At 65.8% G+C, this 19,478-nt stretch carries 16 protein-coding genes, 3 rRNA genes and 2 pseudogenes; 10 read left to right on the forward strand and 11 right to left on the reverse strand.

Annotation, left to right across the window (positions count from 1 at the left end; all coding sequences use genetic code 11):
* Nucleotides 1-23: 23 nt before the first annotated feature.
* The 3 genes from LK06_RS05785 to LK06_RS05795 all read right to left on the reverse strand — a co-directional run bounded on the left by LK06_RS05785 (nt 24) and on the right by LK06_RS05795 (nt 3,259).
* Nucleotides 24-1,079 carry a FecCD family ABC transporter permease gene (locus tag LK06_RS05785; protein ID WP_039651635.1) on the reverse strand — a complete coding sequence of 352 codons (1,056 nt, stop codon included), beginning with the start codon at nt 1,077-1,079 and terminating at the stop codon, nt 24-26.
* Nucleotides 1,080-1,114: 35 nt separating this feature from the next.
* Nucleotides 1,115-2,158, reverse strand: a complete 1,044-nt coding sequence (locus LK06_RS05790) for a FecCD family ABC transporter permease (protein WP_039651634.1) — start codon at nt 2,156-2,158, stop codon at nt 1,115-1,117.
* Nucleotides 2,159-2,230: 72 nt separating this feature from the next.
* The gene (locus LK06_RS05795; RefSeq protein WP_043433186.1) at nt 2,231-3,259 is read right to left on the reverse strand and encodes an HAD hydrolase-like protein; all 1,029 of its coding nucleotides are present in this window, start codon (nt 3,257-3,259) and stop codon (nt 2,231-2,233) included.
* Nucleotides 3,260-3,333: 74 nt separating this feature from the next.
* Between LK06_RS05795 and LK06_RS05800 the strand changes: the two genes are divergently transcribed.
* Complete coding sequence (locus LK06_RS05800) at nt 3,334-4,617, forward strand: DUF1015 domain-containing protein (protein WP_039651630.1); 1,284 nt, start codon at nt 3,334-3,336, stop codon at nt 4,615-4,617.
* A gap of 91 nt (nt 4,618-4,708) precedes the next feature.
* Here LK06_RS05800 and LK06_RS34025 read toward each other — a convergent pair whose 3' ends face one another.
* Nucleotides 4,709-5,473 carry a tetratricopeptide repeat protein gene (locus LK06_RS34025; RefSeq protein ID WP_078886255.1) on the reverse strand — a complete coding sequence of 255 codons (765 nt, stop codon included), beginning with the start codon at nt 5,471-5,473 and terminating at the stop codon, nt 4,709-4,711.
* On the opposite strand from LK06_RS34025, the gene LK06_RS34030 reads away from it, so the two are divergent.
* A complete protein-coding gene (locus LK06_RS34030; RefSeq protein ID WP_199838660.1) occupies nt 5,420-6,670 on the forward strand; it encodes a hypothetical protein in 1,251 nt (416 codons plus the stop codon). The genes LK06_RS34025 and LK06_RS34030 overlap by 54 nt on opposite strands.
* 29 nt (nt 6,671-6,699) lie before the next feature.
* Here LK06_RS34030 and rrf read toward each other — a convergent pair.
* The 4 genes and pseudogenes from rrf to LK06_RS05830 all read right to left on the reverse strand — a co-directional run.
* Nucleotides 6,700-6,816, reverse strand: a 5S ribosomal RNA gene (gene rrf / locus LK06_RS05810).
* A 105-nt stretch (nt 6,817-6,921) separates the two neighbouring features.
* Nucleotides 6,922-10,043, reverse strand: a 23S ribosomal RNA gene (locus LK06_RS05815).
* Between the two features lie 307 nt (nt 10,044-10,350).
* A 16S ribosomal RNA gene (locus LK06_RS05820) occupies nt 10,351-11,877 on the reverse strand.
* Together the 16S, 23S and 5S rRNA genes form the textbook arrangement of a ribosomal RNA operon.
* Nucleotides 11,878-12,479: 602 nt before the next feature.
* Nucleotides 12,480-12,878, reverse strand: a pseudogene (locus LK06_RS05830) (DNA-3-methyladenine glycosylase); the annotation flags it as partial.
* On the opposite strand from LK06_RS05830, the gene LK06_RS32505 reads away from it, so the two are divergent.
* From LK06_RS32505 to LK06_RS35035, 7 genes are all read left to right on the forward strand, one after another.
* Nucleotides 12,874-13,254 (forward strand): recombinase family protein, encoded by a 381-nt coding sequence (locus LK06_RS32505; RefSeq protein WP_234367368.1) that lies wholly within the window; start codon nt 12,874-12,876, stop codon nt 13,252-13,254. The pseudogene LK06_RS05830 and the gene LK06_RS32505 overlap by 5 nt on opposite strands.
* A gap of 84 nt (nt 13,255-13,338) precedes the next feature.
* Nucleotides 13,339-14,634 carry an ISAs1-like element IS1629 family transposase gene (locus tag LK06_RS05840; RefSeq protein WP_052318896.1) on the forward strand — a complete coding sequence of 432 codons (1,296 nt, stop codon included), beginning with the start codon at nt 13,339-13,341 and terminating at the stop codon, nt 14,632-14,634.
* Nucleotides 14,635-14,770: 136 nt separating this feature from the next.
* On the forward strand, nt 14,771-15,202 hold the full coding sequence (locus LK06_RS05845; RefSeq protein ID WP_234367369.1) for a hypothetical protein: 432 nt from the start codon (nt 14,771-14,773) through the stop codon (nt 15,200-15,202).
* A 255-nt stretch (nt 15,203-15,457) separates the two neighbouring features.
* Entirely contained in the window at nt 15,458-15,664 is a 207-nt protein-coding gene (locus LK06_RS05850) for a hypothetical protein (RefSeq protein ID WP_071659126.1), read from the forward strand.
* Nucleotides 15,648-16,172, forward strand: coding sequence for a DUF6879 family protein (locus tag LK06_RS05855; protein ID WP_039658290.1), 525 nt, complete (start codon nt 15,648-15,650; stop codon nt 16,170-16,172). The genes LK06_RS05850 and LK06_RS05855 overlap by 17 nt, the downstream gene beginning before the upstream one ends.
* Nucleotides 16,169-16,483 (forward strand): helix-turn-helix domain-containing protein, encoded by a 315-nt coding sequence (locus LK06_RS35030; RefSeq protein WP_324609113.1) that lies wholly within the window; start codon nt 16,169-16,171, stop codon nt 16,481-16,483. The genes LK06_RS05855 and LK06_RS35030 overlap by 4 nt, the downstream gene beginning before the upstream one ends.
* Nucleotides 16,484-16,509: 26 nt before the next feature.
* Nucleotides 16,510-16,962, forward strand: a complete 453-nt coding sequence (locus tag LK06_RS35035) for a DUF5753 domain-containing protein (RefSeq protein ID WP_324609114.1) — start codon at nt 16,510-16,512, stop codon at nt 16,960-16,962.
* Here the strand turns inward: LK06_RS35035 and LK06_RS05865 are convergent.
* The 3 genes and pseudogenes from LK06_RS05865 to LK06_RS33950 all read right to left on the reverse strand — a co-directional run.
* On the reverse strand, nt 16,899-17,507 hold the full coding sequence (locus LK06_RS05865) for a hypothetical protein (RefSeq protein WP_039658292.1): 609 nt from the start codon (nt 17,505-17,507) through the stop codon (nt 16,899-16,901). The two genes, LK06_RS35035 and LK06_RS05865, sit on opposite strands and share 64 nt — an antisense overlap.
* 179 nt (nt 17,508-17,686) lie before the next feature.
* Complete coding sequence (locus LK06_RS33945; protein ID WP_043433315.1) at nt 17,687-18,295, reverse strand: DNA-3-methyladenine glycosylase; 609 nt, start codon at nt 18,293-18,295, stop codon at nt 17,687-17,689.
* A gap of 14 nt (nt 18,296-18,309) precedes the next feature.
* Nucleotides 18,310-18,564 (reverse strand): annotated as a pseudogene (locus LK06_RS33950) (DNA-3-methyladenine glycosylase); the annotation flags it as partial.
* 99 nt (nt 18,565-18,663) lie between these two features.
* Here LK06_RS33950 and LK06_RS05875 point away from each other — a divergent pair.
* On the forward strand, nt 18,664-19,446 hold the full coding sequence (locus LK06_RS05875) for a sporulation protein (protein ID WP_039658295.1): 783 nt from the start codon (nt 18,664-18,666) through the stop codon (nt 19,444-19,446).
* Nucleotides 19,447-19,478: the final 32 nt, after the last annotated feature.

Consider the following 19,478-nt stretch of genomic DNA (forward strand, 5'->3'; position numbering starts at 1 on the left):
TCGGGGGGTCTGGTTCGAGCCGTTCACATCCGGCCGGCCCTGCGCTCGCCGACCAGCAGCCACAGCAGGTAGCCGCCGCCCAGGAAGCCGGTGACCACGCCCACCGGCAACTGGCCGGCTCCGAACACACGCTGCGAGCACCAGTCGGCGACGACCAGCAGGACCGCGCCCATGCACAGGGACGGCACCAGGTTCGGCCCCGGCGAACGGGTCAGGCGCCGGGCAAGCTGGGGTGCGGTGAGCGCGACGAAGCCCACGGGGCCGGCGGCAGCGGTGGCGACCGCCGTGAGCAGCACGGCACAGACCACCATGAGCAGCCGGACGCGCTGCACGCGCACGCCGAGGGCATGCGCGACGTCGTCGCCCATCTCCGTCATCCTCAAGCCGCGGGCATGGGTGAGGACCAGCGGGACCAGGACGGCGCACAGGGCGAGCAGCGGCCACACCTGGGACCAGTCACGGCCGTCCAGCGAACCGGTCATCCACACCACCGCGCGGGCCGCGTCGACCAGATCGGCCTGGGTGAGTAGATAGCCGTTGACCGCGGCTGCCACCGCCGAGACGCCGATACCGACCAGGACCAGCCGGTACCCGTGCACGCCCCGCCGCCAGGCAAGCAGATAGACGGCGAGCCCCGTGGCCAGGCCGCCGAGCAGCGCACCGGCAGTCACCTGGACGGAGCTGCCGGACATCAGCACGATCACGACCAGTGCGCCTGCCGTGGAGCCCTGGGAGAGTCCGAGTACGTCCGGACTGCCCAACGGATTGCGGGAAACGGCCTGGAACAACGCACCGGCGAGACCGAGGGAGGCGCCGACCAATAGGCCCACCAGGACGCGCGGCAGCCGTAGCTCGTTGACGATGAAGTCCTGGTAGGCGGAGCCGTGACCGACGAGCGTCCGCAGGACGTCGGCCGCCGGGATCTCTGCGTCCCCCGTGCCCATCAGTGCCACGGCCGCCGCACCCGCGGCGAGCACCAGCAGGAGGACGACGGCCAGCGCACGGGCGTCCAGACGCAGCGACAGGCCAGTGGGGGTACGCACGGCACGCCGGGCGGTCCGGCCCGTCGGCCGGGGCATGGATGGGGACACGGTTCGCCTCACGCGTCTGGGCCTCACAGCTGGGCCGTCCTCCGCCGTCGTACGAGCAGGATGAAGACCGGACCGCCGATGAGCGCGGTGACGATGCCGGCCTGGAGCTCCGAAGGACGGGCCACGATCCGCCCGATGACATCGGCGCCGAGCAGCAGCACGGGCGACAGGACCATGGCGTAGGGCAGGATCCAGCGCAGGTCGGGGCCGGTGATGGAACGCACGAGATGCGGGACCATCAGGCCGACGAAGACGATGGGACCGCAGGCGGCGGTCGCGGCACCGCACAGGACGGTGGCAGCCAGCATGGCCAGTGCGCGGATCCGGTCGAGGTGCGCGCCCAACGCGCGGGCGGTGTCGTCGCCGAGTTCCACGGCGTTCAGCGGCCGGGCCAGGACGAGCGCGAGGACCGTGCCGGCCGCGAGGAAGGGCAGCACCTGGGTGATGGTCGAGTTCGTGGCCGAGGCCAACGAACCCACCGTCCAGAAACGCATGCGGCCCAGCGCCGCGCCGTCCGTGATCATCACGGCCTGGAGGTAGCCGTAGAGGGCAGCGCTGACCGCCGTACCGGCGAGCGCGAGCCGTACCGGGGTCGCGCCCCGGCTGCCGCCGAGGAACCACACCAGGGCGCCGACCGCCGCCGCCCCGAGGAAGGCGAACCACACGTACCCGGTGAGGCTGGTGACGCCGAAGTAGGTCGTGGCCGTCACGACGGCGGCGGAGGCACCGGCGTTGATGCCCAGCAGCCCGGGGTCGGCCAGCGGATTACGGGTGAGCGCCTGTAGCACCGCGCCCGAGAGACCGAGCGCGGCACCGGCCAGCAGACCGAGGACGGTGCGCGAGATCCGCTGGTCCACGACGACGTCGCCGTACGTGCCCGTGTCGTGGACCAGGCCGTGCCAGACCTGGCCCCACGGAAGTGCCTTGGCCCCGATCATGATGCTCGCCAGGGCGACGACGACCAGCATCGCGACGGACAACAGGAGCCCGAAGGCCCTCACCGCCAGGCGGGCCGGGGGCGCGGCGGCGCTCTCTGCGCCCTGTTCCGGAGGACAGTCAACCAACACGTGGTTAGGTTAGCCTACCCTTGCTCGGATGATCGATCCCCGGGGTCCCGCGAACGCCGGTACCGGGCCCGGTCACAGCCCGAGCCGAGCCAGCGCCTTCTCCACGTCCAGCTGGCATGAACCGTCCCCGGCAGCCGTCCAGGCCGCCGCGCACAGTGCCCGCAGCCCGTCCATCGCCGCGCCGTCGCCCTCCAGCTCCAGCTGGTCCGCCCCGGCCATCGCGGTCCAGCCCCCGCACCAAAAGCCGTCGCCCGCCTCGGTGACCTCCGGCTGCCCGGTCAGTAGCCCGCGCAGATCGGCGTCCACGTACGTCGGCCGGTGGTGTGGCCGCGCGGCGAGCAGCCGGGCCCCGTCGGTGACACCGGTGAGCACCAGCAGCGAGTCGACCCCGCCGTTGAACGCGCCCTCGATGTCCGTGTCCAGCCGGTCCCCGACCACGAGGGGCCGCTTCGCGCCGGTACGGATGATGGTCTCCCGGTGCATGGGAGGCAGCGGCTTGCCCGCCACCTGCGGCTCAGCACCGGTCGCGATCCGCACGACCTCCACGGCAGCTCCGTTGCCCGGCGCGATGCCCCGCTCGCTCGGAATCGTCAGATCGGTGTTGGACGCGAACCACGGCACGCCGCGCGCGACGGCGTACGAAGCCTCGGCGAACCGCGCCCAGCGCAGACCGGGCCCGCCGTATCCCTGCACGACCGCCGCCGGGTCGTCATCTGCCGACTCCACCGGCACCAGGCCGCGCTCACGCAGCGCCACCCGCAGCCCCTCACCACCGATCACCAGGACCCGCGAACCAGTCGGCACCTGCTCGCTGATCAGCCGTGCGGCGGCCTGTGCGGAGGTGATGACGTCCTTCGCCGCTGTCGGTATGCCCAACTCCGTCAGGTGCTCAGCCACCGTGTCCGGGGTGCGCAGCGCATTGTTCGTGACGTACGCCAGGTGCATCCCCCCCTTGCGCGCCACCGCCAGCGAGTCGACCGCGTACACGATCGCGTGCCCGCCCGCGTACACCACCCCATCGAGGTCCAGCAGCGCCGTGTCGTACGCCTCACTCAGGGGTTCCCCATTGCCCTCGGGCCTCGTCCTGACGCCCTGGCTCATGTCCACATCGCTCCTCGTTCCCTTGCTCTTCCCCCGATCATCCCGCACGCCACCGGCCCACGTACGATGCCGGGATGAACACTGCCGGTCACTCGGAAGCAACGGCGCACCGAGGCCTGGAACTCACCCCGTTCCGAGGTCTTCGTTACGACCCCGACCGGGTCGGCAGCCTGGCGTCCGTCACTTCTCCTCCGTACGACGTCGTGGTGCGTCCCGACGGGGTGCACCACCTGCAGTCGGCAGACCCGTACAACATCGTCCGTCTGATCCTGCCCCAGGCCGGCACCCCCAGTGCCGGCACCGAGCAGGCGGCGGACACCCTTCGCCGCTGGCTGGAGGAGGGCATCCTCACCGCCGACCCCGAGCCCTGTCTGTACGTGTACGAGCAACGGGACGGGACCGGCATGCTCCAGCGCGGCGTCATCGGCACGGTGCGGGTCTCGGATCCAGCGGAAGGAGTAGTGCTCCCGCACGAGGACGTCATGCCACCTGTAGTGGCGGACCGCGCGGCGCTGATGCGGGCCACGCGCGCGAACCTGGAACCGCTGCTGCTGACCTACCGGGGCGACGGCACAGCCGCCGAGGTGGTCGAGCGCACGGCGCAGGGCGCTCCGCTGCTGGCCATGACCACCGAGGACGGCTTCCAACACCGGCTCTGGTCCGTCACCGACCCCGTCGACGTGTCCATCGTCCAGTCCGACCTGGCCCATCAGCAGGCCCTGATCGCCGACGGCCACCACCGCTGGGCCACCTACCGCCTGCTGCGTGCGGAGCACCCCTCCCCCAGCCCGTGGGACCACGGGCTGGTCCTCCTGGTCGACACCGCCCGTTATCCGCTGCGCGTCCGCGCTATCCACCGACTGCTGCACGGTCTGGCGGTCGGGGACGCACTCGCCGCGGTGGCGGGCCTCTTCCGAGTGCGGCATCTCCACGTGCCGCTGTCCGAGGCCCTGGAGGCGTTGGCGGACGCCTCCTGTGCGGGCAACGCCTTCCTACTGGCCGGCGACGGCGCTTTCCACCTGCTCGACCGCCCGGACCCCACACTGTTGGCCCGGACGGTCCCGACGGACCACCCGGCCGCCTGGCGGTCTCTGGACGCCACGGTCCTGCACGCCACGCTCCTCGACCACGTATGGCACATCCCCGAGGACTCCCCGGCCCACATCGCCTACATCCACGACACGGCCACGACGGTCGAGAAGGCGGAACGCGACGGCGGAACTGCCATCCTGATGCACCCCGTCCGCGAGGAGGTCGTGCGCGACCTGGCCCGGCAGGGCGTGACCATGCCGCGCAAGTCGACGTCGTTCGGCCCCAAGCCGGCGTCGGGGCTGGTGCTGCGGGCACTGGAAATCTGACCCGCGGGCAGGCGAAAGGGCGGGCCCGGGGGCCCGCCCTCTGTCTCACGGTGTCAGCACCACACCGGATTCACCGTGTCGCTCTGTCGGGTCACTCGTCCCCGTCCGGCACGGAGGAACCGGTGGAGTCGTCCGCGGCGTCACCGCTCTTGCCGTCCTCGCCCGCGTCATCGCCGTCGTCGAGGACATCGACGAACTCCACACCGTCCAGCGCGGCGAGCCGGTCCGAGGCGTCGGTGCTACCGTCCCGATCGGCCTCCACGGCCTTCGCGAACCACTCCCGCGCCTCGCGCTCCCGGCCGACGGCCAGCAGCGCGTCGGCGTAGGCGTACCGAAGGCGTGCAGTCCACGGATGTACGGCATTGGAGGCGAGCTCGGGACTCTGCAGGGTGACGATCGCCGCGTCCAGCTGACCCATGTCACGCCGGGCCCCGGCTGCGACCAGCCGCATCTCGACCTGCCCGGCCTTGTCCAGCTTGTGCACCTCCGCGGCGCCGGCCATGTCCAGCGTCTTCTCCGGCCGTCCGAGCCCGCGCTCGCAGTCGGCCATCACCGGCCACAGCTCCACGGTTCCGGTCATCCGCCGGGCAGCCCGGAACTCGGCCAGAGCCTCGCTGTACTTCTGGCTGGCGTACGCGGCGAAGCCAGCGGCCTCGCGTACGGCGGCCACGCGGGACGCGAGACGCAGAGCCACCTTCGCGTACCCGTACGCGGCCTCGGGGTCCTCGTCGATGAGACGAGCGACCATCACCAGGTTCTTGGCGACGTCGTCCGCGAGGGTCTTGGGCAGACTCTGCAGCTCTTGCCGTACGTCCTTGTCGATCTCCTCGCCGGTGATGTCCTCCGGGATCGGCAACCGCTTGATCGGCTCCCGGTCCCGGTCCCGGTCATCACGGAAGCGGCCACCGCCACGCCGGTCGTCCCGCCCGTCCCGTCCGTCCCGTCCGCGGTAGCCGCCGGGCCGACCACCGCGGTCGTCACGACGGGGTCCACGTGCACCTCGGTCTTCGCGACCACGGAAACCACCACGGTCAGTGCGGTCACGGTCGTCACGACGGTCATCACGACGGAAACCGCCGCGCTCAGTGCGCTCGCGGTCGTCACGACGGAAGCCACCACGGTCATCACGGCGCTCATCACGGCGACCGTAACCACCACGACTGTCATCACGACGGAAGCCACCACGGTCACCGCCACGGTCGTCCCGGCGGTCACCGCCACGGTCGTCCCGGCGGTCGTCCCGGCGGAAACTACGCTCCCCACGCTCGTCACGACGGTCGTCACGACGCGGCCCACGGTCCCGATCGTCCCGGTGAAACGCCGGACGAGACCCCCGGTCACCCTCGCGACGGTAGCCACCACGACTGTCATCACGACGGTCAGTGCGGTCACGGTCGTCACGACGGTCATCACGACGGAAACCGCCGCGCTCAGTGCGCTCGCGGTCGTCACGACGGAAGCCACCACGGTCATCACGGCGCTCATCACGGCGACCGTAACCACCACGACTGTCATCACGACGGAAGCCACCACGGTCACCGCCACGGTCGTCCCGGCGGTCGTCCCGGCGGTCACCGCCACGGTCGTCCCGGCGGTCGTCCCGGCGGAAACTACGCTCCCCACGCTCGTCACGACGGTCGTCACGACGCGGCCCACGGTCCCGATCGTCCCGGTGAAACGCCGGACGAGACCCCCGGTCACCCTCGCGACGGTAGCCACCACGACTGTCATCACGACGGTCAGTGCGGTCACGGTCGTCACGACGGTCATCACGACGGAAACCGCCGCGCTCAGTGCGCTCGCGGTCGTCACGACGGAAGCCACCACGGTCATCACGGCGCTCATCACGGCGCTCATCACGGCGACCGTAACCACCACGACTGTCATCACGACGGAAGCCACCACGGTCACCGCGGTAGCCGCCTCGGTCACCACTGTCCCGTCGCCGCTGATCGCGCTCCGGTCGGTCGTCGGGAGAGTTGGTGGACATGGCGACTCCTGTCTTCGGTACCGCAAGCATTGTAAAAACAAAAGGACCCCTGGTCCCAGCTGAACGCTGGGACCAGGGGTCCTCCAAGAATTGTTCGGCGGTGTCCTACTCTCCCACAGGGTCCCCCCTGCAGTACCATCGGCGCTGTGAGGCTTAGCTTCCGGGTTCGAAATGTAACCGGGCGTTTCCCTCACGCTATGACCACCGAAACCCTAATGGTTTCGAGCGAACAAGCACACTCTTTAGTTATGCGTTCTGCTCAAAAGCCGACAACGGCCGTTGTCTCAGAACCAACACAGTGGACGCGAGCATCAATGGACAAGCCCTCGGCCTATTAGTACCAGTCAACTCCACCGGTTACCCGGCTTCCATATCTGGCCTATCAACCCAGTCGTCTACTGGGAGCCTTACCCCATCAAGTGGGTGGGAGTCCTCATCTCGAAGCAGGCTTCCCGCTTAGATGCTTTCAGCGGTTATCCCTCCCGAACGTAGCCAACCAGCCATGCCCTTGGCAGAACAACTGGCACACCAGAGGTTCGTCCGTCCCGGTCCTCTCGTACTAGGGACAGCCCTTCTCAAGACTCCTACGCGCACAGCGGATAGGGACCGAACTGTCTCACGACGTTCTAAACCCAGCTCGCGTACCGCTTTAATGGGCGAACAGCCCAACCCTTGGGACCGACTCCAGCCCCAGGATGCGACGAGCCGACATCGAGGTGCCAAACCATCCCGTCGATATGGACTCTTGGGGAAGATCAGCCTGTTATCCCCGGGGTACCTTTTATCCGTTGAGCGACGGCGCTTCCACAAGCCACCGCCGGATCACTAGTCCCGACTTTCGTCCCTGCTCGACCCGTCGGTCTCACAGTCAAGCTCCCTTGTGCACTTACACTCAACACCTGATTGCCAACCAGGCTGAGGGAACCTTTGGGCGCCTCCGTTACTCTTTAGGAGGCAACCGCCCCAGTTAAACTACCCATCAGACACTGTCCCTGATCCGGATCACGGACCCAGGTTAGACATCCAGCACGACCAGACTGGTATTTCAACGACGACTCCACAAACACTGGCGTGCCCGCTTCACAGTCTCCCAGCTATCCTACACAAGCCGAACCGAACACCAATATCAAACTGTAGTAAAGGTCCCGGGGTCTTTCCGTCCTGCTGCGCGAAACGAGCATCTTTACTCGTAGTGCAATTTCACCGGGCCTATGGTTGAGACAGTCGAGAAGTCGTTACGCCATTCGTGCAGGTCGGAACTTACCCGACAAGGAATTTCGCTACCTTAGGATGGTTATAGTTACCACCGCCGTTTACTGGCGCTTAAGTTCTCAGCTTCGCCCACCCGAAAGTGAGCTAACCGGTCCCCTTAACGTTCCAGCACCGGGCAGGCGTCAGTCCGTATACATCGCCTTACGGCTTCGCACGGACCTGTGTTTTTAGTAAACAGTCGCTTCTCGCTGGTCTCTGCGGCCACCCCCAGCTCAGGAAGTAAATCCCCTCACCAGAAATGGCCCCCCTTCTCCCGAAGTTACGGGGGCATTTTGCCGAGTTCCTTAACCATAGTTCACCCGAACGCCTCGGTATTCTCTACCTGACCACCTGAGTCGGTTTAGGGTACGGGCCGCCATAAAACTCGCTAGAGGCTTTTCTCGACAGCATAGGATCATCCACTTCGCCACAATCGGCTCGGCATCAGGTCTCAACCACATGCAAGGCGGATTTACCTACCTCACGGCCTACACCCTTACCCCGGGACAACCACCGCCCGGGATGGACTACCTTCCTGCGTCACCCCATCACTCACCTACTACCAGCTCGGATCACCGGCTCCACCACTCCCCCTGACGGCAAAGCCGACAACGGGCGGTTTCACGGGCTTAGCATCACTGGATTCAATGTTTTTCGCTTCACAGCGGGTACCGGAATATCAACCGGTTATCCATCGACTACGCCTGTCGGCCTCGCCTTAGGTCCCGACTTACCCTGGGCAGATCAGCTTGACCCAGGAACCCTTAGTCAATCGGCGCAAACGTTTCTCACGTTTGTATCGCTACTCATGCCTGCATTCTCACTCGTCAACCGTCCACGACTACCTTCCAGTGCCGCTTCACCCGGCAGACGACGCTCCCCTACCCATCACAGCCTCCGTTAGGAGTACATACTGCAATGACACGACTTCGGCGGTACGCTTGAGCCCCGCTACATTGTCGGCGCGGAATCACTAGACCAGTGAGCTATTACGCACTCTTTCAAGGGTGGCTGCTTCTAAGCCAACCTCCTGGTTGTCTCTGCGACTCCACATCCTTTCCCACTTAGCGTACGCTTAGGGGCCTTAGTCGATGCTCTGGGCTGTTTCCCTCTCGACCATGGAGCTTATCCCCCACAGTCTCACTGCCGCGCTCTCACTTACCGGCATTCGGAGTTTGGCTAAGGTCAGTAACCCGGTAGGGCCCATCGCCTATCCAGTGCTCTACCTCCGGCAAGAAACACACGACGCTGCACCTAAATGCATTTCGGGGAGAACCAGCTATCACGGAGTTTGATTGGCCTTTCACCCCTAACCACAGGTCATCCCCCAGGTTTTCAACCCTGGTGGGTTCGGTCCTCCACGAAGTCTTACCTCCGCTTCAACCTGCCCATGGCTAGATCACTCCGCTTCGGGTCTTGAGCGTGCTACTCCACCGCCCTATTCGGACTCGCTTTCGCTACGGCTTCCCCACACGGGTTAACCTCGCAACACACCGCAAACTCGCAGGCTCATTCTTCAAAAGGCACGCAGTCACGAGAAACACCAAAGTGCTTCCGACGCTCCCACGGCTTGTAGGCACACGGTTTCAGGTACTATTTCACTCCCCTCCCGGGGTACTTTTCACCATTCCCTCACGGTACTATCCGCTATCGGTCACCAGGGAATATTTAGGCTTAGCGGGTGGTCCCGCCAGATTCACACGGGATTTCTCGGGCCCCGTGCTACTTGGGAAATGAACAAGCAAGCCGTCACGATTTCAGCTACGGGGGTCTTACCCTCTACGCCGGGCCTTTCGCATGCCCTTCGCCTACCGCAACGGTTTCTGACTCACCCAGCCGCCGGCAGACGACTGAAGCTCACTCCCACAACCCCGTATACGCAACCCCTGCCGGGTCTCACACGCATACGGTTTAGCCTCATCCAGTTTCGCTCGCCACTACTCCCGGAATCACGGTTGTTTTCTCTTCCTGAGGGTACTGAGATGTTTCACTTCCCCTCGTTCCCTCCACACTGCCTATGTGTTCAGCAGCGGGTGACAGCCCATGACGACTGCCGGGTTTCCCCATTCGGAAACCCCCGGATCAAAGCCTGGTTGACGACTCCCCGGGGACTATCGCGGCCTCCCACGTCCTTCATCGGTTCCTGGTGCCAAGGCATCCACCGTGCGCCCTTAAAAACTTGGCCACAGATGCTCGCGTCCACTGTGCAGTTCTCAAACAACGACCAGCCACCCATCACCCCGAACCCCCACAAGGAGCCCAAGTACACTGGGACCGGCAACCGAGGAAAATCATTCCCTCAGACACCCAACAGCATGCCCGACACAGCCAGCCAATGACCATCACGTTCCACGCCGAAGCAGTACTAGCGATCCCATACAGACCCACCGTGCCGAATAGTCAACGTTCCACCCATGAGCAACCAGCATCAGACACTCGCTGATGTACTGGCCTCTGAACCAGGCAAAAACCCGGCTAGAAATGCTCCTTAGAAAGGAGGTGATCCAGCCGCACCTTCCGGTACGGCTACCTTGTTACGACTTCGTCCCAATCGCCAGTCCCACCTTCGACAGCTCCCTCCCACAAGGGGTTGGGCCACCGGCTTCGGGTGTTACCGACTTTCGTGACGTGACGGGCGGTGTGTACAAGGCCCGGGAACGTATTCACCGCAGCAATGCTGATCTGCGATTACTAGCGACTCCGACTTCATGGGGTCGAGTTGCAGACCCCAATCCGAACTGAGACCGGCTTTTTGAGATTCGCTCCACCTCACGGTATCGCAGCTCATTGTACCGGCCATTGTAGCACGTGTGCAGCCCAAGACATAAGGGGCATGATGACTTGACGTCGTCCCCACCTTCCTCCGAGTTGACCCCGGCGGTCTCCCGTGAGTCCCCAGCACCACAAGGGCCTGCTGGCAACACGGGACAAGGGTTGCGCTCGTTGCGGGACTTAACCCAACATCTCACGACACGAGCTGACGACAGCCATGCACCACCTGTACACCGACCACAAGGGGGCACCCATCTCTGGATGTTTCCGGTGTATGTCAAGCCTTGGTAAGGTTCTTCGCGTTGCGTCGAATTAAGCCACATGCTCCGCCGCTTGTGCGGGCCCCCGTCAATTCCTTTGAGTTTTAGCCTTGCGGCCGTACTCCCCAGGCGGGGCACTTAATGCGTTAGCTGCGGCACGGACAACGTGGAATGTTGCCCACACCTAGTGCCCACCGTTTACGGCGTGGACTACCAGGGTATCTAATCCTGTTCGCTCCCCACGCTTTCGCTCCTCAGCGTCAGTATCGGCCCAGAGATCCGCCTTCGCCACCGGTGTTCCTCCTGATATCTGCGCATTTCACCGCTACACCAGGAATTCCGATCTCCCCTACCGAACTCTAGCCTGCCCGTATCGACTGCAGACCCGGGGTTAAGCCCCGGGCTTTCACAACCGACGCGACAAGCCGCCTACGAGCTCTTTACGCCCAATAATTCCGGACAACGCTTGCGCCCTACGTATTACCGCGGCTGCTGGCACGTAGTTAGCCGGCGCTTCTTCTGCAGGTACCGTCACTTTCGCTTCTTCCCTGCTGAAAGAGGTTTACAACCCGAAGGCCGTCATCCCTCACGCGGCGTCGCTGCATCAGGCTTGCGCCCATTGTGCAATATTCCCCACTGCTGCCTCCCGTAGGAGTCTGGGCCGTGTCTCAGTCCCAGTGTGGCCGGTCGCCCTCTCAGGCCGGCTACCCGTCGTCGCCTTGGTGAGCCATTACCTCACCAACAAGCTGATAGGCCGCGGGCTCATCCTGCACCGCCGGAGCTTTCCAGCCCCTACCATGCGGTAGGAACTCATATCCGGTATTAGACCCCGTTTCCAGGGCTTGTCCCAGAGTGCAGGGCAGATTGCCCACGTGTTACTCACCCGTTCGCCACTAATCCCCTCCCGAAGGAGGTTCATCGTTCGACTTGCATGTGTTAAGCACGCCGCCAGCGTTCGTCCTGAGCCAGGATCAAACTCTCCGTGAATGCTTTCCCCGTCATCGGGGTGAACACCACGAGAGCGGAACAATCAGGGGAAATAACCCCGACCGTTCACAGCGTCCTCGCTGTGTGTTTTTCAAAGGAACCTCGCCACCGGAATAATCCGGTAGACGGGGTATCAACATATCTGGCGTTGACTTTTGGCACGCTGTTGAGTTCTCAAGGAACGGACGCTTCCTTCGTACTCACCCTCTCGGGCTTTCCTCCGGGCGCTTCCCTTCGGTGTTTCCGACTCTATCAGATCTTTCCGATCCGATTTCCTCGGTGCTTTCCAGGTTCCCGCTTCCGCGTTTCCCTTTCCGGCGTTCCCGACTCTATCAGATCCTTTCGGCGTCTGACTCCCAGTCAGGAGGGTTTGTCTGAAGGCTTTCGGCTTTCGCCTCTGGCCTTTCGACATTCACTACGGTAGCCGACTCCCTCGACGACTCATAATCGAGTCTCGCAAGTTCGATTTAGGCGCGCACGCACGCAACAATCGACCCCGCTGGAGGGTTGAGGCTGAGTAGTGGGTTGGCCGCTCCGGCTGCAGGCAATCGCCGTACCCGGTTCAGCGGCTCGGGATACATTACGCACCTTCCAGGGGTGCGTCAACTTCTGCTGCGCCTCGGCGTGTGGGCCCGATAGGGGCTCACCGTCGGGTCGCCGGCGACCCAGTACCGCCATGGGTGGGCGCCGCCGTTCCCTCCCTGGCCGGCGACTCCGGTACGCGGCCCGCTGCGCACCTGCTCAGCGGGGACGGGCGTCCCGGTCAGCATCCAAAGGGGCGTGTCGCCGGAGGCGCAGGCGTCCGTGCCGTCCAGGGTCCGGTCGATCTCCAGAGCCATGGCCAGTCGGGCCGGCCCCTTGGCCAATTCCTTGTCATTCCGTGCCGAAAGTCGTCGTTTGCGGGCGAGTTCGGTGCCCTTGACGGCTTCGCCTGCGCGGAGCAGAACGGCACTCGCTCGACCTTCGGGACCGCAGACGAGGTTCATGCAGTGCCACATGGCGCAGGGCTGGAACACGCGTGGGCTGCTATCGCCGCACGGCAAGGAGTGGCGCAGCTCGAACCTCCGGATGGTCCTCTTGAAGCCGAGGAACGCGGGAATCCAGACGTACTCGCGGTGGGTCGAGAAGCCGGACGGGACGCGCGTGCGGCGGACCGAGGAGACCGGCCCGGGCAACTGGGAGGCGATCGTCTCCAAGGGCATATTCCGTGCGCTGGTCCGCTGCCTGAGCGACCCCGAGCGCAACACGGGCGGCGGCGGCAAGCGCCAGGCCCTGCTGTCCGGCGTGGTCCGCTGCTCGAAGTGTCAGGCCGTCGTCACTCAAGGGTGGAGCAGGGCCCCGGCGTTTGCCCGGATCGCCCCGGCCTGGGCCGGTTGATCATGCTGGCGGGGCCTGGAAGTAGATGAACACGGCACCTGTGGATCATGGAGTTCTCTACGCTGCAAGATCCACGAAGGTGCCGTGTTCGTTCCTCCATCATCCCCTGCCGTCGTTCCCGTCTCTGTGGCGCCCCGCTTGGAGGCCCTCGGCTCGGATGCCGCGCGAGGCCATGTCCGCGGCCTGGTTGCCGAGTTCGAGTCGGTCACCGATCCTCGCGGGGCGTGCGGGGTGCGCTACCGGGTCTCCTCGCTGCTGGCCCTGGTGGTCTGTGCGATGACCCCGGCGGGCCACGACTCCATCACCGCGGCGGCGGAGTGGTGCAGACGCGCCGCCCCCGAGGAACTGGCTGCCTTCGGTCTGCCCTACCATCCGTTGCTCGGCCGCTACCGGATCCCGAGCGAGAAGACCTTGCGCACCGTTCTGGGGCGGCTCGATCCCGGGGAGGTCAGCGCGGCCGGCTACGACCACCTGCGGCCCCTGCTCTCCACGGCGTCCCACTCTCCCGAGCCGCTCATGCCCGACGGCGGTATCGAACGCGAACAGCGCCGCGCCCACCGGGCGGCCGCCCGCGCCGAACCGGTGCGCTCCCGGCGCCGGGCCATCGCGGTGGACGGCAAGTGCCTGCGCAGTGCGAAACGCCCGGACGGCAGCCGGGTCTTCGTGCTCTCCGCCGTCCGGCACGGCGACGGCATCACCCTCGCCTCCCGCGAGATCGGCGCGAAGACCAACGAAATACCGGAGTTCCAACCCCTTCTCGACCAGCTCGACGACGCCGATCTCAAGGAGGCCGTCGTCACCGCCGACGCCCTCCACGCCCAACGCGACCACGCCACCTACCTGCACGAACGCGGCGCCCACTACCTGCTGACCATCAAGAACAACCAGCGCGGCCAAGCCCGTCAACTTCACGCCCTGCCCTGGAAGGAGATCCCCGTCATCCACCGTGACGACGCCCGCGGTCACGGCCGCCACGAACAGCGTCTCGTCCAGGTCGTCACCGTCAACGGCCTGCTATTCCCCCACGCGGCCCAGGTCCTGCGCATCCAGCGCAGACGCCGCCTCTACGGCGCGAAGAAGTGGTCCAGCGAGACCGTCTACGCCATCACCGACCTGCCCGCCGAGGAGGCGAGTGCCGCCGAGATCGCTTCATGGGCTCGCGGACACTGGACGGTGGAGAACATCGTCCACTGGTGTCGGGATGTGACCTTCAACGAGGACAAGTCCCAGGTCAGGACCCACAACACGCCCTCAGTCCTCGCCGCCGTCCGCGACCTGATCCGCGGTGCGCTCAAGCTTGCCGGGTACGTCAACACCGCCGCCGGACGCCGGGCCCACACCGAACGCACCCTCGTCCTCAGCCTCTACGGCATCACATGATCAAACCGGACGACCCGGGCAAACGCCGGGGCCCTGAGGGTGGAGTAAGAAGAACGCGGCAGGAGAGCGGTACCGCATCTACACCTGCTCGGGTGACCGGTGCATCACCTGCCCCGCGGACCCGCTCGACTCCTTCGTGGTCAGGAAGGTCATCGACAGGGCCGAGGAGTGGAACGCGGCACCGGCCACGGATGCCGCGGACGAGGAGCGAGAGGCCGAGCTGCTGGCCGAGGAGACGGCCGCCTCCGAGAGGCGTACCGCCCTGGCGGAGATGTTCGCCGTGGGGGACATCGACGCGTCACACCTGCGGACGGGCATCAGCAGGTGTGACGCCGACCTGACCAAGATCCGCACAGAGCTGGCAGACCTGGCATCGAATCGGGTGCGCGTCGACCTGGGCGACGTCGAGTACCTGTGGGAGGAGCTGGACTACGAAGACCCTGACCGCATCGACTACGTGCGGACCGTCGTCATGCAGGTCTGCGAGCTAGTCGAGCTGATGCCGCGCGGTCGAGGAGTCCGATCCTCCAAGGGCGAGCACTGCCGGATCACGTTCCGGAACCCCTGAGATCCGATCGCGGAGGGCCGGCCCGGCCGACGGCGCCGAGTGACGACGGACCCTGTCTGACGCGAGTCGGGCCGGGCCTGTCGTCATACCCGGCGGGAAGGAGTCGTACATCCTCGGAGCCTCTGTGCGCGCCTCTCGCTGCCCAGTTCATGCAACAACGTGCACGAGTCACGTCTGTGCATGGGCGGTCATGAGCGCCCCCCGTACGGTCGCTTCAGGCGGCCCGGCCGGGCCGACACGTCAGGGGGGTTCCGCATGGCACGCGAAGAACTGACTCGGCTCACTGACAACGGCAACGGCACATGGGGAGAGGACGACTGCCCGAACGTCTACCGGACCGCTTCCGGCTCCATCGCGGTTCGGGGTGACGTATCCGACGCCTTCACTCCCCCGCAGGGGGAAGGGCTCGTGGAGATCCCCGAGGGCGTTCTTCGGGAGGCCGTTCGTGCTCTTGGATGGTGATGAGTGGCGGGCGACACTCCGCGGTTTCCGGACGGAAGCGTGGCGGCTGGAGACCCTGCCCCAGTACCTCGTACCGCAGGAGGCGGAAGAACTTGAAGCCTTCCGGGCAGGCAACCGCGTGGACCCGCACGCCTACTCGTCCGCCTGCACGGAAGACTTGAAGCGGCTGCGTGGCGAGGGTAAGAGCAAGGGGCGAGTGCACGTTCTGACTCGGCCGCTCTCCGAGTATCTGCGCTTCGAGTTCTCCCGGTACTACGCCCCGCACGTGCTCGCCGGGGAGGACATCCGCATCCTTGACGTGACCGAGCGAGAGAACCCGTTGCCGGATGTCGAGGACTTCTGGATGTTCGACCGCTCGACGGTCGTCCTGATGCGCTACGAGGGCGACGGCACACAGACCAGCCGAGAGCTGTACGAGGGTGACCCCGCGCCGTTCGTCGAGTGGCAGCGCATCGCAGTTGCCGAGTCGGTTCCCTTCCTGGAGTACGCGGAGCGCGTGGCGGAGTGACGTTCGAAGCTGAGCAGCTCGGCGAGTCTGGTACCGAACTCGCCACACTGCTGCGGGACTTGCGCAGGCGAGCCGGCCTCTCAGGGGACCGGCTTGCGGCGCGCTGCAACATGTCCCAGTCGAAGGTGTCTCGCATCGAGAACGGCCGGACACGGCCGTCCCTGGTGGACGTCGAGCAGATCTTGCGCGCGCTGGACGCTCCGCCGGAACTGGTCGCCGAGGTCTCCGCCCTCGCCAGGATGGCGAACACCGAGTGGCGGAACCTCCGAGAACTTCGGCGCAAGGGGCCTGTACGAGGCAGGCGGAGCTGAAGTCGCTCGAAGCGTCGTCTACGCGCATGCGCTACTTCCTGCTCTCGATGGTTACCGGACTGCTCGCAACACCGGAGTACGTACGGGCGAGCCTCGCCCACTCGACGGCCGACACAAGCAAGGCCGTAGCGGGGAAGCTGGGACGGCAAGCTGTCCTCTACGACGCCTCGAAGCGGTTCACGTTCGTTCTGACCGAGCAGGCGGTTCGCTGGCCGGTCGTCTCCCCACTGGCGCTGGCCGAGCAGATGGACCGGCTCGCATCCCTGTCCTACCTCCCGAACGTTCAGATCGGGGTGATCCCCGTAGGGACAGCGACGCCCCGAACCCCTCTGAGTACGTTCACCATCTACGATGCCGCGTTGGTCACCATCGAGACCACCGCGGGAAGTCTCGTACTCCGCGACGGCAGAGACGTTCAGGCATACCTGAAGGAGTTCGCCGGGTACGAGGAGCACGCCCTCTTCTCCGCGAGGTCGTGAACAGGGCGAACGTTGCCTGATGCGGCACCAGCGACCACCGTGCTCCAGTCGGCGGGGGCAGGCGCCACCGTACGGCCCGCGGCGTGTTCGCTGAGACGCCGGGTCAGTTCCGGCAGATCGTAGGCAGGGAAGCTGACCTGCAGGAGGCGCAGGCCGAAGTCCGACGGCTGGTCCCCCTGAAACATCGCCGCGTCCATCGGCTTGATCTTCACGTCCCAGGCGTCGGGGGCGGCCCAGTGGGTCATCCGCACGTAGAAGGCGTCTCGCGGTCCGGCATTCGCGACGGCTGAAAGGAAGACGAGTCCGCTGTCCACCGGGAAGTCGATGAGCATCCAACCGCGGCGGGACTCCACCCACTCCGCCATGTGCGGCAACTTCACCGGCCAGTCCGCGTTGCTCTCGGCCAGGTCCTGGCAGCAGGTGAACGTGTCGATGCCGCACTCCCAGATCGCCTGGATGGCTGGTGCAAGCTGCTCGTCGATCTGGGCCTGGAGGTTGCCGACTCGGACGAGAACGGTGGGATGCGTTCCTTCGTAAGACGTCATCGCAGGAGCATAGAAGCGGAGTACGACATCACTACCGGCGGAGCCTGCGAATCGGCGCACGCCAGCAGTCACTCGACCGGCCAGGGACGCGCCACGCGCCGCGCTCGCGGACGATTACGCACCGCCTGACCCCTACCGCACCGATTCACCGGCGGGCCGTCAGCAAGGCGCACAGCGGGTCAGGCTCCGGTTGTCGGTTTGACTCTCGGGCTCAGCCGGTACGCCGAGACCGTCGGATCACCGGCGAGGTAGAACCGGTGTTGCCAGTCGTGGGCCTTGCTCACGCCTACCCGAGGACCAACCTGGATGAGCGCGGCAGATACAGGCTCTCCCTCGGACAACACGACCGAGGGACCTTCCAGGAGGTCTGCGCCGTTGTGCTCTCCCGTGATGCCGAGTGCCTGGCAGAAGTTCCCCGGGCCCCGGGCGAGACGTGGGCTCTCGATCGCCTCCCCTCGTCGCTTACGTGCCAGGTCTTCGCCCTCGATGACCCTGCCTGCCCGGATGAGGACGGCCGAGGCGATGCCGTCCGTCCCGGTGACGACGTTGGCGCACCAGTGGAGACCGTGGGACCGGTACACGTACAGGTGTCCTGCGGGTCCGAACATGACCGCGTTACGGGGTGTCCGGCCCCGGTAGGCATGGGAAGCCGAGTCGGCCGCGCCGGAGTACGCCTCGGTCTCCGTAATGGCGATGCTCACGGTGCCCTCCGGGGACTTACAGGTGAGTACACTCCCGAGCAGCTTCGGGGCGACCTCTTCGGCAGGGTGGGCGAGATCGACGTTCATGCTGACCGCCTTGACATGCCGTAGGTGAAGTAGACGTACGCATGTCCGGGCGGACCGAACATCACCGCGTTGCGGGCGGTGCGTCCGCGGTGGGCGTGCGAGCCCGGGTTCGGGCCGTCGTAGGCCTCGACTTCGGTGAGGCGGAGGGCGATCGGGCCGTCGGGAGTGGTCCGTACCAGGACGCGCCCGAGAAGGTCGGGGGCGACCTCCAGGACCGGGCGGTCGAAGAAGTCACGGGGCAGTGGCGTACCGTCCGGGGGCGCGATCATGCCCTCCGAGGATAGTCCCGTCAGGCCGGTGTCCTGACGGAACCGGGCTGGGACGGATCGCGTTTGTACGGGGCGAGGGTCCGTTCGTAAAGGAGAGTCATGGCGTTCAAGAAGCTGCTCGCGAGCCTCGGTGCCGGTGGGGCTTCGGTGGAGACGGTGCTGACCGAGGTCAACGTCGTGCCGGGTGGCGTGGTCCAGGGTGAGGTGCGGATCCAGGGCGGCTCCGTGAACCAGCGCATCGAAGGACTGTCCGTGGGCCTGCAGGCCAAGGTCGAAGTGGAGAGGGGCGAGGAGGAGTACAAGCAGGACATCGAGTTCACCAAGGTACGGCTCGGTGGTGCCTTCGAGCTGCAGGCGGGCGCGGTGCACGCAGTGCCGTTCGGTCTGGAGATCCCCTGGGAGACCCCGATCACGATGATCGACGGTCAGGCGCTGCGCGGGATGCACATCGGGGTGACGACCGAACTGGCGATCGCCCGCGCCATCGACTCGACCGACCTGGACCCGATCAACGTGCATCCGCTGCCGGCTCAGCAGGCGATCCTGGACGCCTTCGTCCGGCTGGGCTTCCGCTTCAAGAGCGCGGACATGGAGCGCGGGCACATCCGCGGAACGCGGCAGCGGCTGCCGTTCTACCAGGAGATCGAGTTCTTCCCGCCGTCGCAGTACCGGGGCCTGAACCAGGTCGAGCTGAGTTTCGTCTCCGACGAGCACGCGATGGACGTCGTCCTGGAGATGGACAAGAAGGCCGGTCTGTTCAGCGAGGGCTCGGACACCTACCGCTCGTTCCAGGTGGGTCTGCACGACTGGCAGGGGACCGACTGGGCGGCGTACCTCAACCAGTGGCTGTCCGAGGTCGGCGGCAAGCGCAACTGGTTCTAGGCTCGGGAACCTACCGGTTCCGTAGTCGATCA

Source organism: Streptomyces pluripotens (genome assembly GCF_000802245.2).
GTDB classification, from domain to species: domain Bacteria; phylum Actinomycetota; class Actinomycetes; order Streptomycetales; family Streptomycetaceae; genus Streptomyces; species Streptomyces pluripotens.

Coding starts and splice junctions, on each gene's coding strand:
- LK06_RS05850 (WP_071659126.1), top strand. CDS start 15,458: ATGGCACGCGAAGAACTGACTCGGCTCACTGACAACGGCAACGGCACA.
- LK06_RS33945 (WP_043433315.1), bottom strand. CDS start 18,295: ATGAACGTCGATCTCGCCCACCCTGCCGAAGAGGTCGCCCCGAAGCTG.
- LK06_RS05865 (WP_039658292.1), bottom strand. CDS start 17,507: ATGACGTCTTACGAAGGAACGCATCCCACCGTTCTCGTCCGAGTCGGC.
- LK06_RS35035 (WP_324609114.1), top strand. CDS start 16,510: ATGCGCTACTTCCTGCTCTCGATGGTTACCGGACTGCTCGCAACACCG.
- LK06_RS05875 (WP_039658295.1), top strand. CDS start 18,664: ATGGCGTTCAAGAAGCTGCTCGCGAGCCTCGGTGCCGGTGGGGCTTCG.
- LK06_RS05800 (WP_039651630.1), top strand. CDS start 3,334: ATGAACACTGCCGGTCACTCGGAAGCAACGGCGCACCGAGGCCTGGAA.
- LK06_RS05795 (WP_043433186.1), bottom strand. CDS start 3,259: ATGAGCCAGGGCGTCAGGACGAGGCCCGAGGGCAATGGGGAACCCCTG.
- LK06_RS05785 (WP_039651635.1), bottom strand. CDS start 1,079: ATGCCCCGGCCGACGGGCCGGACCGCCCGGCGTGCCGTGCGTACCCCC.
- LK06_RS32505 (WP_234367368.1), top strand. CDS start 12,874: ATGGCGCAGGGCTGGAACACGCGTGGGCTGCTATCGCCGCACGGCAAG.